The organism is Leisingera sp., from assembly GCF_034669605.1.
GTDB lineage: Bacteria > Pseudomonadota > Alphaproteobacteria > Rhodobacterales > Rhodobacteraceae > Leisingera.
In genome coordinates, this window is sequence record NZ_JAXMOX010000130.1 from 1 (window position 1) to 13,092 (window position 13,092).

The 13,092-nt window shown below is 59.8% G+C and carries 12 protein-coding genes; 3 read left to right on the forward strand and 9 right to left on the reverse strand.

The window, feature by feature from the left end:
- Together VOI29_RS15825 and VOI29_RS15830 are read left to right on the forward strand one after the other, a co-directional pair.
- The coding region (locus VOI29_RS15825; RefSeq protein WP_323780630.1) for a hypothetical protein at positions 1–495 on the forward strand (495 nt) is incomplete at its 5' end.
- 41 nt (positions 496–536) lie between these two features.
- Entirely contained in the window at positions 537–971 is a 435-nt protein-coding gene (locus VOI29_RS15830) for a hypothetical protein (RefSeq protein WP_141889233.1), read from the forward strand.
- A 775-nt stretch (positions 972–1,746) separates the two neighbouring features.
- Here the strand turns inward: VOI29_RS15830 and VOI29_RS15835 are convergent.
- From VOI29_RS15835 to VOI29_RS15870, 8 genes are all read right to left on the reverse strand, one after another.
- A complete protein-coding gene (locus VOI29_RS15835; RefSeq protein ID WP_323780633.1) occupies positions 1,747–3,261 on the reverse strand; it encodes a malonyl-CoA synthase in 1,515 nt (504 codons plus the stop codon).
- Positions 3,262–3,265: 4 nt separating this feature from the next.
- Positions 3,266–4,522, reverse strand: a complete 1,257-nt coding sequence (locus VOI29_RS15840) for a malonyl-CoA decarboxylase (RefSeq protein ID WP_323780636.1) — start codon at positions 4,520–4,522, stop codon at positions 3,266–3,268.
- 159 nt (positions 4,523–4,681) lie between these two features.
- Positions 4,682–6,073 (reverse strand): FAD-binding oxidoreductase, encoded by a 1,392-nt coding sequence (locus VOI29_RS15845; protein WP_323780639.1) that lies wholly within the window; start codon positions 6,071–6,073, stop codon positions 4,682–4,684.
- 70 nt (positions 6,074–6,143) lie between these two features.
- Positions 6,144–6,671 (reverse strand): TRAP transporter small permease, encoded by a 528-nt coding sequence (locus VOI29_RS15850; RefSeq protein ID WP_323780642.1) that lies wholly within the window; start codon positions 6,669–6,671, stop codon positions 6,144–6,146.
- Positions 6,672–6,725: 54 nt separating this feature from the next.
- Entirely contained in the window at positions 6,726–7,700 is a 975-nt protein-coding gene (locus VOI29_RS15855) for a TRAP transporter substrate-binding protein (protein WP_323780644.1), read from the reverse strand.
- A gap of 22 nt (positions 7,701–7,722) precedes the next feature.
- Positions 7,723–9,006 carry a TRAP transporter large permease gene (locus VOI29_RS15860; protein WP_323780645.1) on the reverse strand — a complete coding sequence of 428 codons (1,284 nt, stop codon included), beginning with the start codon at positions 9,004–9,006 and terminating at the stop codon, positions 7,723–7,725.
- Positions 9,007–9,010: 4 nt separating this feature from the next.
- The gene (locus VOI29_RS15865; protein WP_323780648.1) at positions 9,011–10,540 is read right to left on the reverse strand and encodes an amidase; all 1,530 of its coding nucleotides are present in this window, start codon (positions 10,538–10,540) and stop codon (positions 9,011–9,013) included.
- A 122-nt stretch (positions 10,541–10,662) separates the two neighbouring features.
- Entirely contained in the window at positions 10,663–11,628 is a 966-nt protein-coding gene (locus VOI29_RS15870; RefSeq protein WP_416361543.1) for a LysR substrate-binding domain-containing protein, read from the reverse strand.
- Between the two features lie 293 nt (positions 11,629–11,921).
- Here VOI29_RS15870 and VOI29_RS15875 point away from each other — a divergent pair, with 293 nt between their 5' ends.
- Positions 11,922–12,731: an IS110 family transposase gene (locus VOI29_RS15875; protein ID WP_323780654.1), complete on the forward strand. Its 810-nt coding sequence runs from the start codon at positions 11,922–11,924 to the stop codon at positions 12,729–12,731.
- Between the two features lie 271 nt (positions 12,732–13,002).
- Here the strand turns inward: VOI29_RS15875 and VOI29_RS24675 are convergent.
- Positions 13,003–13,092: SEC-C metal-binding domain-containing protein (locus VOI29_RS24675; RefSeq protein ID WP_416361544.1), on the reverse strand; the 90-nt coding region annotated here is incomplete at its 5' end.

Sequence of the window (13,092 nt, forward strand, 5' to 3'; positions counted from 1 at the left end):
ATTCGAGTGAAAACGATCAAGCGAGCAGTTGCAGTTGCGGGCCTGATGGGGCTGGCCGGGTGCATGGGTAACACCTCTCAGACCTCGGCCAATATCATGGGGCTGCAGTCCATGGCAGGCGTCCAGCGCGCGGCCCAGGCCCAGCCCTCGGAACAGGATCTCGCGATGAGCTGCAATGAGGTGCAGACCGAGTTGAACACGCTCTACGCGCGCAGCGAGGCCATCAACAAGGCCGAACGGAAACGGGAGCGCAAAGCCAACCTGACCGGCGGCCTCATGGAGGCGGGTTTGTCCGTCCTCGGTGCCGGTGCCATCGCCAGCGCGGGATCCGCCCAGTCAATTTCCAACGTGGGCACGGCCACCGCTGTAGCCGGCACCGCGGCCAGCGGCGTGCGCGGATCCGGCGGCCCTGACGCCCAAACCTACAGTACGGCGCTAGCGATCGCAGAACGCAGCGCGCTCCTGGAGCGCGTCAAACTCGCCAACGGCTGCTGAAGCCCGCGCAACAGTCTCCCGGAGAAGAGGAAACCACGAGCATGAAACTCAAGCACTTTATCCCCGCCATCTTTGCCGCAACGGCGCTTTCCGGCTGCCTGAATGACGGCTCTGTACCGGACAAACACGCAATCACCTTCGAGAAACCTGTTCCGGCTGGCGGGCCTTCCAAAGCCCAAAGCATGGCAGCCCTGCGACAATGGCTGGTTGCAAATGTCCCGGAAGGCGACACCGCAAAGGATGTGAGCGTGGGACCGGTCCGCTATGCGGCCGTCCTGTGGCCATTCCCGGAAAAGGATTTCTTTGTCTGCGCCCGGTTCACCGCCAAAAACCGTTTCGGCACATACGAGCCGCCGCAAAACGCCCTGATGACCATGCGCGTCTATGACCCTGCAATAGGCTGGGAACCGGCGCTGGTCAAAGGCGTGGAGCACGATGCGTACCGGCAATACTGCATCAGTCAGCCGCACGCTTAGCAGGCGCAATTTAGGTCAGATAGCCTGACTTATTTAACATAAACAGGATTATGGTGCGGAGCGCTCACAGCGGCCCAGGAGGCATCCGGGCCGCGGCACCCAGGCTAACCGCCTACACAAAAAAGGACAGACTTGGGTGTCTGCTAAGTCAAAGGTTTTTCGATACGGGCCGCGGCGCATCGGTGGCGTTCGTGCGCAACCCGGCCCGAGTTGAATAACCTTCAACCTTCCAGACATTCGCTGCAGGAGCAGCCTGCACATCAACCTGAGGCCGCTTCGCGCAGAAAGCACCATTTGCAAAGCCGTAGAATCCGACGACTTTGCAGAGGTTTCATGCCGCGAGCGCAACGGCAAAAGCCGCATTTCGCCGCAGGTGCAGCCTCGAATCAAGACCGAATGGAAGGGACGCCGGACGAAGCCGACCTTGACGTCCCTGAATTCAACGGCTGCTTTTAAAATGATCAGCCTGCAGCGAAGGCACTATGGGCGAGAGCCGACCTTCGCCGCAGGTGCGCGTAAGCCCTTTGTTGAAAACTGACATTCGAGCACACTCTAAGTCATGTTTTTCTCTGTCGTTCAGCAAGTTGCGGCCAGCTTGCGAGGGGCTCCAGTGTTCGCTACCTCGAAATCACCGGCACGTCTTTCACCGGAATCGAAAGTAGGGCAATAACCAAGATGACGTACCCCAGAGTAATCCGACTTTAAAAGAGCGGATGGATCACACAAAAGTTCGACGGCGAGAATGAGGTGTGGACATTCGCCGGGAGGGGGGCTGTCAGGTCTCGAACATTCCTTTGAATTGGTCCCGCAAGATGTTCTTCTGAACCTTGCCCATCGTGTTTCGCGGAAGTTTCGCGAGAACGACCAGTTTGCGGGGGAGCTTGAAACCGGCCAATGAGTGGCGTGCAGCTGCCATTATCTTGTCGATGTCCGGCGAAGCGTCTTTCTTTGGCACGATCACGCCCAGCACCGTCTCGCCGAAATCCGGATGAGGAACACCGATCACGGCGCTCTCCAGAACACCGGGTTGATCGTCCAGCAACAGTTCAACTTCCTTTGGGTAGATGTTGTAGCCGCCGGAGATAATCAGGTCCTTGTTGCGGCCGACTATGTGCACATAGCCATCCTCGTCGATCTTGCCCAAGTCGCCTGTGATGAAGAACCCATCGTCCCGCAACTCGGCCGCTGTTTTCTCCGGCATCTGCCAGTAACCTTTGAAGACATTCGGCCCACGCACCTCTATCTGACCGACTTGGCCATGCGGCAGGCTCTCGCCCGTGTCGGGGTCGGAGATCTTGAGCTCTACGCCCGGCAATGGAAAGCCGACGGTCCCCGCGCGGCGTTCGCCGTCATAGGGGTTGGAGGTGTTCATGTTGGTTTCCGTCATGCCATAGCGTTCAAGGATGCGGTGGCCGCTGCGCTCTTCGAACTGAATATGGGTCTCGGCCAGAAGCGGCGCGGACCCGGACACAAACAGGCGCATATGCGAAGCCAGGTCTCGGCTGAAACGGGCGTCGTTTAGAAGGCGGGTGTAGAAGGTTGGCACTCCCATCATGGTGGTCGCTTCGGGCATCCGGGCGATGATCTGATCGAGGTCGAATTTTGGCATAAAGATCATGCTGCCACCGGCGGCCAAAGTGACGTTTGTGGCGACGAACAACCCATGGGTGTGGAAGATCGGTAGCGCGTGAAGCAGAACGTCATTTGCCGTGAAGTGCCATTCCTCCGCCAGAGTGCGCGCATTCGACAGCAGGTTGTTTTGCGTCAGCATCGCCCCTTTGGAGCGCCCGGTGGTGCCTGATGTGTAGAGAAAAGCCGCCAAATCATCGCAGTCGCAATCCACTGTGGCAAAGCTTTCCGGCGACGCCCCTGCCTTGTCCATGAGGGTGCCGCTGCCATCGGCATTCAGGGTCTCGACCTTTGCGCCGAGTGTACCTGCCAATTTTCCCAACGGTTTTTCGCTTCTCTTGTCGCAGACGATTAGCGATGTGCCGCTGTTCTCGATGAAATAGCTCAATTCTTTGACCGTATAGGCGGTATTGAGCGGCAAGAAGACCATGCCTGCCTGCGCGCAGGCCGCATAAAGCGCCAAAGCTTCCGCGGATTTTTCCACCTGAACCGCCACTCGGTCGCCGGGTTCAAGGCCAATTGCGACCATCATATGGGCGATCTGCGCGCTCATCATCAGAAAGCGATCATGGGTAATGACCTGACCGTCCGGAAGATATAGAAACGGCGTAGTTTTGCCAGCGTGGGCGCCGAACAGGCCGTCGTAAAGTGGGTTCGCCATCGCTCTACCTTTCGCGTATTGGATCGAAGTCTGCGGACTCGGCCAGCGCGTTGACGTCCGGTTTGGCCATCACGGCCCGAGAGGTTTCAAAGACCTCGTGGTTTTGCGCCACGCGAGACAGGTCGTAGAGATAATTGACCATGGCACCGCCGGATTGGGCCAATCCCTGTTCCGATGTATCGGCCGCCGCATGTACAGCATGAACAACCGCTCCGTTGCCAAGGTGAAAGCGCGCGACCGGGTCTAAAGGCGAACCGCCATGATCCTTGGCATTCAAAAGGTAATGCGCAGCCATCGCGCGCATGTTCTCCGGTTCCTGAGTGGGCATTTCAAGACCTTCCTGCCTGGCCCATGCTGCAAGGCCGGGAATGGGTGAGAGGGTCACGAAGGTCTTGATCCCTGGCATTTCCAAGGAAAGATCGGAAGCAACCTGTTTGATCAACGAATTCCCGAAGGAGATGCTCGCCAGCCCCTTTTGGCAGTTGGAGATCGAGTAGAAAACCGCCGTATCGGCCTCATGTGCTGATATTGGCGTGCGGTCCTCAGTCAGAAGGGTCTGAATTGAGCTTGGAACGCCCTTGGTCATTGCCACTTCAACAAAGATCAGCGGCTCATCAGGCATAGAAGGATGGAAGAAGGCAAAGCACCGCCGGTCGTCGGGCTTGAGCCTGCGTCGTAGATCATCCCAAGAGGTGATTGCATGAACAGCCTCGTAGGCAATGATCTTTTCGAGGATATGTGCCGGGCTTTCCCAACTGATCGGCCGAAGAACAAGGAAACCTCGATTGAACCAGGATGCGAATAGATGCCGGAAATCAAGGTCCAGCGCTGCAAGCTGAGGTTCCTGCGCACCCAGACGCAAGAGCTCAGCCCTAAGCCGCACCAGTTGGCCGGTCGCTCCGGGTACTCGGTTCAGTCGGCGTATCAATTCCTGCCGACGCGGCTCGGCCGCCGTCAAAAATGCGCGATAGGTCTGTTTCGATGGTTCGCGTTCATAGGCGTCGAGCGTGCTGCGCACGGCTTCGGGGTCGATATCCAGGGCGGTTGCGATGTGGCGGAAAAACTCCAGCCTCTGCTGATCGGTCAGGGTCTCGAAACGCGCCAGGATCTCGTCCGCGAGCGCTAGGCCAGACGTTTCGCCTGCGGTTCCCACCAATTCCTCAGCCAATTCCGCCAGCGGACGGCCACCAAGATGAACTGACTTAGCAGTTCTGTAGCGCCGTTCAAACACAGTCGACAAGAGATCGGCTAACAGTGTCATGCGTAAAACTCCATAGACGGAATTGCGTTATTTATCATTGCCTTATGCAGGGTGCATTGGCCGGCAGCCCGCCGGCACACGCTGCGCGTTTGGGGCCATGTCTCCACTGCGTTTCCAAGGTCAAAGGGCATCTCCTCATTGCCGCGAAAACTGGCCCAGCTATGCATCGGGAATGTCGACCGTCTTGCCGGGGTTCATGATATTTTTCGGATCAACCGCGCGTTTCAAAGTTGCCATAAACGCATAGGCTGCGCCGTGCTCCTTGGCCATGTAGCCCTTCTTGCCTATGCCAACGCCGTGCTCACCGGTGACGGTGCCGCCAAAGGACAGTGCGACATGGTTCACTTTGGACGCCAGCGATTTGGCGCGTTTCAGTTCATCCGGGTCGTTCGGGTCAATGAGGATCATGAGGTGGAAATTGCCATCTCCGACGTGACCGACGATGGGGGCAATCATGCCTGAGTCTGCGACCAGCTCCTTGGACCGCGAGATACATTCGGCCAATGCTGAAATTGGAACGCAGCAGTCGGTGAGAACTCCTTCGCAGCCTTTGCGCAGAGATTTTCCGGCATAATATGCGTTGTGCCGTGCGGTCCACAGCCGGGTTCGATCTTCCGCCTTGGTTGCCCACTGAAAGTCCGACGCGTTAAATTCTTCTCCGACACTTTCGAACATCTCCACCTGTTCCTTCACGCCGGCGTCTGACCCGTGGAATTCGAGGAACAGATGTGGTTTTTCGGGCAGGTTCAGATCGGGGTTGAAGATGTTCATGCCCTTCATCTGGACTTCGTCCAGCAATTCGATCCGCGCCATCGGGATGCCCATCTGAATGGCCATGATTACGGAGTTCACCGCGTCATCGACGGTTTCGAAGGAACAGGTCGCCGCCAGGATCGTGTCGGGCTGGCCGAACAGGCGCACCGTCAGCCTGGTGATGATGCCGAGCGTGCCTTCGGAGCCGACAAAGAGGTGTGTCAGGTCATACCCGGCCGAGGATTTGCGCGCCCGCGACCCGGTTTCGATGATGGTGCCATCGGGCAGCACGACCTCAAGCGCCAGAACATTTTCCCGCATGGTGCCGTAGCGCACGGTATTGGTGCCCGAGGCCCGGGTGGCAGCCATTCCGCCCAGCGTCGCATCGGCGCCGGGATCGACCGTGAACATCAACCCGGTCGCGCGCAGCGCGTCGTTGAGTTGCGTCCGAGAGACGCCGGGCTGCACGACGGCGTCCAGATCGCTCTCATGAATTTCGAGAACCCTGTTCATGCGGCCGGTGTCCACGCTGATCCCGCCGTGGATAGGGATCACGTGCCCTTCAAGCGATGTGCCGATGCCGAAGGGAACGACCGGAACCGCGTGACGCGAACATATCTTCATGATCGCGGACACCTCTTCGGTGGTTTCGGGAAAGGCGACCGCATCCGGCAAGGCAGGTTCCGAATAGGCCTCGTCGCGGCCGTGCATCTCCAGGATGGAGGCGCCGGTCGACAGGCGCTCGCCCAACAGGTCTTTCAGGTCCGAGATGGCTTGAGCGGTCGTGTCCATGGTCATGGCAAGGTCCCTGAGTTGAGGTCGGATATGGCATATTGGTACGGCACGATCAGAAGGCGCTTGGCATTGCTCAGTCCAATTGCGTATCGGCGGTATCTGTTGCGTCGTCGCCTGCCCATCGGGCGGCCAGATGCAGCAGGATGATGATCATGGCAATCGGCACTGACATGGAAATCCAGACCATCGGAATGCCAAGCGTGTCGGCTGTCAGGCCGGATTGTCGGGCCAGGAAACCCTTGGCAAAGCCGCCCCGCAGGCCAATGAAGCAGAAATAGACAACGGGCAGGATGAAGGTCAGAACCGCCGCACTGTGCACCGCTTCGGCGAGACGGCCCATCAGGTGGGGGCGCTCAGGCGCGATGCTTTGCATCAGTACCGCGTCCGAGCGAGTCTTGAACGACAGCGTCGCTCCCAGCAGTCCGGTCCAGACCATAGCATAGCGGGCCACGTCTTCGGTCCAGACAGGGGGCGCGGAAAATACGTACCGCGCGACGATCTGCAGCACGACGGTGAGGAACATGAGGCAGACGGCGAAAACCGCGGCGCCCCGCACGACCTGGTGAACGCTGTTACTAGCTGCGATGATGGTATTGCGCATGTATCTTGTCCTGCCGAAGGAGCCGGGCCTCGCGAAAGGCCCGGCGATTGCGGGTCAGCGGTTGGAATCGGACAGTTCGGTCCAGACTTTCACATCCTCGGAAGGCATCAGGCCGGAATCGTAGACCGGCTTGGACACCTCACGGAACACCGCGCGCTCTTCTGGGGTCAGACGCTGTACTGTCACGCCTTTTTCTTCCAGAGCGGCGAGGCCGCGCTCGGAGGCTTCTGCCAACCATGCTCGGGTCGCTGCATCCGCCGTTTCGACGGCGCTGTCCACGGCGACCCTGTCGGCCTCAGGCAAGCCATCGTACCAGCTCTTGGAGACGAGAACAGCGCGCATCGGGATGATCACGCCGGCATCCGAGAAGTTCTTGACGAAATCGGTCTGGCCGAACATCACCGGAACGAAGGGCGAGTTCAGGTAGCCGTCGATTACGCCGGTTTGCAGACCTGCGGGCACTTCACCCCAGGGCACGATTGTGCCGCTGGACCCCCAAGCCTGGTACATGGCGATCTGTGCATCGTCGAGGGCGCGCATCCGCAGGTCCGACATGTCGGCTGGCGACCGGACAACCGCGTCGGTGGTGATGATGCCCGAAAGCGGCCCGAGCGGCGCGAGCGCGAGCACGACGACATCCTGGCCCGCCAGGTTTTTATTGACGCGGTCAAGGACCTTGCCCTGTACCAGCACGCGGTCCATGTGATCGACATCATCGAAAATATAGGGCAGGCGCACGCCATAGATGAACGGATCCACCTGCGCGATGGCGCGCACGTCCGACAATGACACCTCCAGCAGACCGGTCGACACTTGGTCGAACTTCTCGGACTCGTTGCCGATGGATCCGCGCGGCATTTCGCGCACCTCCATCCCGGCTTCGGTCAGCGCCGCCCCGAAGGCATGCGCCCAGTTGTAAGAGCCGCTGGTCTCAAGGTCGGGCGCGCTGTCAAGGGCGATCTTGACTTCCGCGCTGGCTGCGCTGGACATCGCAAGCAATGCCGCCAGTGAGAGTGCTTTTAGTTTCATGATAGCCTCCTCCGTTACAGGTCTAGTTCACTGAAAATCCGAGCAGGCGCGGCAATGTGAGCGATAGGGCTGGCCAGTAGACCAACGCCATCAGCAGCAGCACCTGAACGACGATGAAGGGCAGCGCGGCATATGCTAGCCGCCAGTAATTGAGGTTTGTCAGGGCCGCCACGACCACCAGGCATTTGCCCAGAGGCGGCGTGATCAACCCGACACAGAGGTTGAAGCACAGCACGATGCCAAGCTGGATAGGGCTGATACCCTGCTCCAGGGCCTGCGGCGCGAAGAGCGGAATAAGCAGCGTCAGGGCCACCGGCGTGTCCATGAACATGCCCGCAATCAGGAAGATTGCCACAAGGAAGAACAGGTACTTTGTGCCGGTCAGTCCAAAGGACGCGACCCAATCCGCAAGGGCGCTGGACCACCCCAGCTGCCCCGCCAGATAACCAAGCACCGAAATCGCGGCGAGGATGATGAAGATCGTGCCGGTCATCTTCGCCGTCGCCTCGACCGCATCAAAGATCATCCGCCAGGTCAAACCCTTGTAGAACTGGCCCGCCATAAGCGCGATGAGCACCGCGATGGCCGACCCTTCAGTCGGCGTCGCCAGACCGAAGACCAGCGACCCGAGTATCACCACGGGCAGGAACAAGGCTGGAGCCGCGTTCAGCAGGCTAGGCACGAACGGTGGCAGGTCGTCCGACTTTCCACCGGGATGTCCCTTGATCGTGGCGATACCGGCATTCAGCGCCATCAAGGACGCGGCAAGCAGCAAGCCCGGCACCACGCCCGCGATGAACAGGGCGGCAACCGAAGCTCCGGTCAGGCCGCCATAGATGATCATGATGATCGAGGGCGGAATGATTGGCCCGATCATCGACGATGCGGCGGTGATGGCACCTGCGTAATAGGGGTCATAGCCACGCGACTTCATCTCCGGCACGAAGGTGCGTGACAAGGCGGCGCTGTCCGCGATGGCCGAGCCGGAGATGCCCGCAAAGAACACGCTGGTCAGGATGTTGACATGGCCCAGCCCGCCTCGGAAGCGTCCGACGATGGACATGGCGAAATCGATCAGGCTGCGGGTGACGCCAGCGCGGCCCATGATCTCGGCCGTCAGAATGAACAGTGGCATTGCCATAAAGGCGAAGACGTCGAGTTGCGCGAAAATGCGTTGCGGCAGGATCGACAGGAACTGGCTCTTGTCGAGGGCCACGAAGGTCAGCACCGAGACTGCGCCCATCAGATAGGCAAAGGCCGTGCCGCTGATCAGCAGTATGATGAAGATGATGGGGATCAGGTACATGGCGCTACACCGCCGTTCGCATGGCAGCCGCCTCGGACCGGCCTGTGCCGTTCAGGATGGGAGGATGGGTTACTATGGACCGCAGGTCGGTGCCAGACGGCGCAAGGCCTGCCATGTCAGGGCAGGGTCGCGCCGTTTCCGCGTCGGCGGCAAAGAAGGTCTCGACTGCTTTGGCCGCAGCCAGCAGCGATTCATCCCCGCGCACTGTCCCCAGCATCTGCAACCCGAAGGGCATGCCGTGGGGGTCGCGCCCGCAGGGCAGCGTGATCGCCGGGCCGCCCGTTAGGGAGCCGCGATAGTTCAGCGCCAGCCAGCGATAATAGATATCCATGCTCTGGCCATCGATCTCCGTGGCATGGCCTTGGGTCCAGGGGAACGGAGACACCGGCGACGTGGGAAGCAGTATCACGTCGAAATCCTGCATCGACGCATTGAACCGGCGCAGGATGCGCGTCTGTTCGGCATGGGCCCAGGCTCGGTCAGTCAGAGACATGGACAGGCCTAACGCAACATTGGTGGCGATATCGGGGCCGAAGGCGTCCGGGTCGGATTTGATGACCTCGCCGAAGGCGGCAACGAAACTCTCGGCGCGCAGGATGTCGAAGCAACGGTCCATATCTCCGAGCGCCAGATCAACGGCGCGGCAGTACTGAACATGGGGCGCGATCTTCTCGACGCGCGCCTGGAAGGTCGCCCGAATGGCGGGGTCCACAGGCGCGCCGCCGAAGTCCTCACTGTAGCCGACGCGTAGATTTTTGAGGCTGATGGCGGGCAGCTCTGCAAATCGGTCCGGCGCTGCGCGCGATGACAGGGGATCGTCAGGGTCGAAACCTTGGCAGACCCGCAGCATCAGGATCAAATCCTCCATGGTGCGCGCCATCGGGCCAAGCACCGAGATGCCCGACCATCCCAATGGCCGCGTTGGATGGGCGACGACGTCGACCGACGGGCGAAACCCGACGATACCGCACAGCGCCGCAGGCAACCTGAGAGACCCGCCAGTGTCCGATCCAGTGCAAAGGGGCAAGAGATCCGCCGCCAGCGCGGCCGCCGATCCCCCCGAAGAGCCGCCGGCAATCAAATTGGGGTCAAACGGGTTGCCCGTCGCGCCCCAGACCGGGTTGCGGCTGTTGCCGCCGGCACCGCATTCGGGAACGTTGGTCTTGGCGAGAATGATGGCCCCCGCCGCGCGCAGTCGTGCCACCAAGGGCATATCATCCCTCGGACAATTGGCACGCATCCGCGGGCTGCCATGGGTCGTCAGCAACCCCTTGGTGTCCTGGAGGTCCTTCACGCCCACCGGCAATCCGTCCAGCGGCCCCTTGGGCGTTCCGGTCCGCCATCTGCCTGTCGCCTGAGCTGCCTCGCCGACTGCGCGTTCGGCATCGATCGCGGTGAGGGCGTTTATCTTGGGATTGACCTGAGAAATCCGCTCGAGACTGGCCGCCAGATACTCGCTGGGCGTGAGCCTGCGGTCCGCGTAGCGCTCAAGCACCCCATGGGCGGACAGGGCCATCAATGTGGCCCCCTTCATGCGTCCACCCCTAAAGCATTTAGCGTGATCGAACCTGCCAACGTATTTCCTCCCAAGAAAACGATTTCGGTTATGATAAGGCGGGAAGAGAGGGAGGAATATTGAATATTTGGATCGAGACCTTAACCAAATGGAATGGTCTGAAGGTCCTCCGTCGTTTTTTGCAAGCATTTCAGGAAGAACGCCAAGGCGGGGTTTGTGTCGACCTGGTCGGTCCGCCAGAAACAGCGTGCCTCGGACAGCAAGCCGCGCGTGTCAAGCGGAAGCGAAACGATATCGCCGCGCGCCGCATGGGTTTGGGCAAGGCGTTGCGGCAGGAGCCCCAGGGCGGGTATTGCCTCCAGCAGCGCCAGATTCAACGTCAGCGACAGGGAGGCAATCGTATTGGCCGGGGGAGTCAGCCCATTCTCAGCAAAGAGCGCATCAATCGCGCGCCGCGCAACCGAATTGGCCTGGGGCAGGATCCACGGGAAATCGACCAGATCGCTCCATTCCAGCTCAGTCCGATTTGCGAGACTATGGTTGCGCCCTGCTACCGCGACGACCGGTTCTGTAAAAAGGCTCAGCTGCTCGATGCCGGGCAGTTCCTGGGGCTGCCAGATCCGGGCGATCAACACATCCAGCGCACCCGTCTCCAACTCGGGAAGAAGTTCGACGAAATGCCCTTCCTTGATCGAAATGCTGGCCTGCGGCGTGCTGCTTTTGAACAGCGCAATGGTAGCAGGCAAGAGGGTTGGCGCAACCGAGCTGACAACCCCGACCGAGACCGACCCCGAAACGCCGCTCGCCATGGCCTCGACATCGAAGGCGGCCCGGCCGAGCTGATTGAGTACCTGCTTGGCGTGATCCGCCAGTCGCTGCCCTACTGGGGTCAGAAACAGCCGGTTCCGGTCGCGCGTGACAATAGGAGCCCCGACGATCCTCTCCATATCCGCAATCTGCTTGGACACAGCGGGCTGGGTCACGTTGAGCGCTTCAGACACCCGCGCAACCAGTTTCAGGTCGGACAGGGCAGCAATTACGCGCAAGTGGCGGAGCGTTATTGCCTTCTGGAAATCATTTTTTGAAATAGCCGCTACTCGCTGGATATGGGTGACTGGTTGCTACACCTTACCACAGAACCCGCGCGCAGATCGATATTGGGAAGCAACGCAAAAATGGCTGAAAGGAGCGAGTTCATGGACGTGCTGCGCAACGCAGGCATTGCAGATTTGGGCCATCGTCTTCGCAGAAACTCCCGTGCCGTTGATTGTGGGCTTTGGGCCGTGTCCTCTGCGAGCGACCTTTTGGTCACCGAAAGCATGCGTAATTGGGCAGACCCTGAACTGAGGTCGAGCTCCCGATAGGATCACAATAGATCTGTGAACATGGGAGATTTCGAATGGAGTATTTCGCGGGCTTGGACGTTTCGCTGCGGTCCTGCGCGGTCTGTGTTGTCGATGGCAAAGGCACGGTTCTGCACGAGCGAGAACTGCCTTGTGATATTGAGGAGATCGCAGGCTATCTGACTGCGCTTCGCTTTCCAATTGAGCGTGTTGGCTTTGAAGCCGGTGCGATGTGTCAGCATCTGTACTACGGCTTGAAGTCTGAAGGGTTTGAAGTTGTCTGTATGGAAGCGCGTCAGGTGAGCGCCGCACTATCGGCGATGCGCAACAAGACAGATCGGAACGATGCTCGGGGAATTGCTCAAGTCCTGCGCACGGGGTGGTTCAACCCCGTTTATATGAAGAGCCGGGAGGCGCACGGCATTCGGGCGCTTCTGAGCACACGGAAAGCTCTGCTGAGCAAGACCATTGATCTGGCCAACGAAGTCCGCGGTCTTTTGAAGATCTTCGGTATCCGCCTGCCCAAAACAGTGCAGCATGGCAGCTTTGACGATATGGTCCGGCCAATTGTCGAGATGGATGAGGTGTTGGCCCATGCCTTGCTGCCGCTGCTTGATGCCCGGTTGGCGCTGCACCAACACTTCCTGGAACTGGACCGGAGGGTCAAACGCGCGGCCCGCCAGGATGAGGTCTGCCTGCGCCTGATGACGGCCCCCGGCGTGGGCCCGGTTACAGCATTGACCTTCAAGGCTGCGGTTGATGACCCCGCGCGTTTCAAACGATCTCGCACCGTGATAAAGTTATTGACCCCTTCACAGCGTCACCTTTTCCACCCGCAGTATGTCCCAATGCAGCATGCGGAATGATGTTCCATGCGTCTGTTGACTGGGTAGCGATGCGTAAAAGCCAACGCTAAGCCTAGCCCATTTCAGGCTATGCCTGCGCTTGAACGATTTTTTGCCGCAGCACGTCCGCGATCGGCAAAGGCTTGCAAGGTTTGAACGTCCGGAAAGGGCTGGGTGCAGCCGATCCGCCCCATGCGGTCCGATCCGATGACTGGTGCTGTTTGCGAGCTCCTCCCCGATTAGGCCGGTGCCTCGCTCTGCAGGTGGTTGCTATGAAATCTTTGGAGATCAGTCAGTTCCGACCGCAACACTGCTTGTATTTGCGGCCCGATCCGCAGGAGCACGGATCGTTTCGACCTGGTCGAGGACCAGCCTTGAAAGG

Excerpts from the sequence above, each read along its gene's own strand:
- VOI29_RS15830 (WP_141889233.1), top strand. The coding sequence starts at position 537 with ATGAAACTCAAGCACTTTATCCCCGCCATCTTTGCCGCAACGGCGCTT.
- VOI29_RS15835 (WP_323780633.1), bottom strand. The coding sequence starts at position 3,261 with ATGGCGAACCCACTTTACGACGGCCTGTTCGGCGCCCACGCTGGCAAA.
- VOI29_RS15840 (WP_323780636.1), bottom strand. The coding sequence starts at position 4,522 with ATGACACTGTTAGCCGATCTCTTGTCGACTGTGTTTGAACGGCGCTAC.
- VOI29_RS15845 (WP_323780639.1), bottom strand. The coding sequence starts at position 6,073 with ATGACCATGGACACGACCGCTCAAGCCATCTCGGACCTGAAAGACCTG.
- VOI29_RS15850 (WP_323780642.1), bottom strand. The coding sequence starts at position 6,671 with ATGCGCAATACCATCATCGCAGCTAGTAACAGCGTTCACCAGGTCGTG.
- VOI29_RS15855 (WP_323780644.1), bottom strand. The coding sequence starts at position 7,700 with ATGAAACTAAAAGCACTCTCACTGGCGGCATTGCTTGCGATGTCCAGC.
- VOI29_RS15860 (WP_323780645.1), bottom strand. The coding sequence starts at position 9,006 with ATGTACCTGATCCCCATCATCTTCATCATACTGCTGATCAGCGGCACG.
- VOI29_RS15865 (WP_323780648.1), bottom strand. The coding sequence starts at position 10,540 with ATGAAGGGGGCCACATTGATGGCCCTGTCCGCCCATGGGGTGCTTGAG.
- VOI29_RS15875 (WP_323780654.1), top strand. The coding sequence starts at position 11,922 with ATGGAGTATTTCGCGGGCTTGGACGTTTCGCTGCGGTCCTGCGCGGTC.